This window comes from Phyllobacterium sp. P5_D12 (assembly GCF_054049495.1).
On record NZ_JBFUMG010000712.1, the window covers coordinates 1 to 1,936 of the forward strand.

Sequence of the window (1,936 nt, forward strand, 5' to 3'; positions counted from 1 at the left end):
GACATGGCGGGCAGACCGGAGATGTTGAACCCAAACAAATAGCCGGCATCGGACCAACGATGTAAATATCGTTTGAGATCACCGTCTTCCATCGACCAATAACCGACAGGACGTGGAGTCTGAGTTAAAGTTGGGGTGATGAAGACATCGTACGCGGCAAGGTCTTTCGCGATTTCTTGACTTGCTTTTCTGACAGCCGCGATACCATGAGCATAGTCGATTGCAGAGAGAGATCGACCGTATTCCAATAAGGACCAATTGAAAGGGGCAAGTTCCTGTTGTTCCACCGGTCTGCCGCTGACGCCTGCTAGTCTATCGAAATCGGCCGCAGTTTCCACGGCATTGATGACATTATAGTGCAGCCAAGCCGCTTCGAGGGAGACTGACAATTCGTGTTGTTCCACGTGGTGACCGAGATTTGCGCATAAGCGAAGCGTTGCTTGAAGGGAGTCCATAACCTCGGAAGCGTATGGCTCCCCCCAAGGCTGYTTGAGTGCATAACCAATGCGCAACCCTTTGGGTGGAATCGCCAGCTGGCTCAACCACGGGCTTGTGGGCATGGGTGCTATATAGGGATCTCCGGGTACCGAGCCCGCAACACTATCAAGGTAAGCAGCTGTGTCCCGGACTGTGCGTGTTACGCATAATGTTGCAATGCTACCGTGCCAAAGATCAACGGTTTCTGGACCATACGTGATGCGCCCCCGTGAGGGCTTCAAACCGACGAGCCCACAGCATGATGCTGGCACGCGAATGGAGCCGCCGCCATCCGATGCCTYTGCGAGTGGCACCATGCGGGCGGCAACAGCAGCTCCTGCTCCCCCGCTCGAACCTCCCGGTGTTATCTCTGGATTCCACGGATTTAGTGTAGGTCCGTACAGCCGCGGTTCTGTTCCAATGGACCAGCCCCCCTCCGGCGCATTGGTGCGACCGAGCAGCAGAAAACCGGCGGCCTTGATCCGGCTGACCATATCTGAATCATGATCACAGACGAAATCCCGCATGTAACTAAGTCCGTTCGTCAGACTTGTTCCACGCCACATAGATCCAATATTCTTCAAAAAGAACGGGACGCCACCGAACGATCCTACAGGTTGATTTAAGGCTGCCTTACGTGCCAAATCGAAAGTTTCGATTACCATTGCGTTGAGCCGCGGATTTAGCGCTTCGACAATAGCGATCGCGGTGTCCAATAGTTCCACTGGAGTAACCTGACGCTGGCGCACCAGCATCGCGAGTTCAAGCGCATCGCTTCGTGCATAGAGCTCTGTCAGATCGGAGGTCGCCATGGCCGTAATTCCTCATCGCTCATCATCAGTCGGCATTGTCGCGCAAAGGCCTGACTTGCTCCACCAGCCTGCGGACCCGCTCGATCTCAACGGCGTTCCACCAGACACCATCGAACTTGAGGCTTGAACCAACGAGCGCGCCGTCAAGTTTACGCAAGAGTTCGCCAGCATTGCCTGCCGTAATCCCGCTTCCCGCAATCACGGGTAGCTGTGTTCCGCTGCGCACTGCAGAGATTTCGGTCTCGGGCACAGAGTCTCCAGTACGATTTCCAGTGGCAATGGTTACATCCGCACCGTAGAACTCCGCGTCAGCGGCCTGCTCACCGATCGAACGATCCCCGACGATGGCGTGCGATCCGTGTTTCACATGCACATCTGCAAATATGGCAACATCCTGTGCGTCGATCTGTTTGCGGTAACGCAGCGCCTTCGCGCTTTCTCCTTCGATAATACCCTCGTTGCTGACATAGGCATTTACCCACTGGTTGACGCGGACAAATTTAGCCCCGCTGGCTTTCGCGATCGCAAGCGATCCAATCGAACCATTGGCGAGAAGATTTATGCCAACAGGAACGCCAACATTGCGCGCCACTCTATCTGTAATCACCGTCATTGCCGCGATGATTTCCGGGCCGATTTCATCTGGT

2 protein-coding genes are annotated in these 1,936 nt (G+C 54.9%); both read right to left on the reverse strand.

All coding sequences use genetic code 11. The features are described from left to right. The coding region (locus ACXJ5O_RS25575) for an amidase (protein WP_457302357.1) at positions 1 to 1,289 on the reverse strand (1,289 nt) is incomplete at its 3' end. A 25-nt stretch (positions 1,290 to 1,314) separates the two neighbouring features. Next, positions 1,315 to 1,936, reverse strand: a 622-nt coding sequence (locus ACXJ5O_RS25580) for a BtpA/SgcQ family protein (RefSeq protein ID WP_457302358.1), incomplete at its 5' end; no start/stop codon positions are given.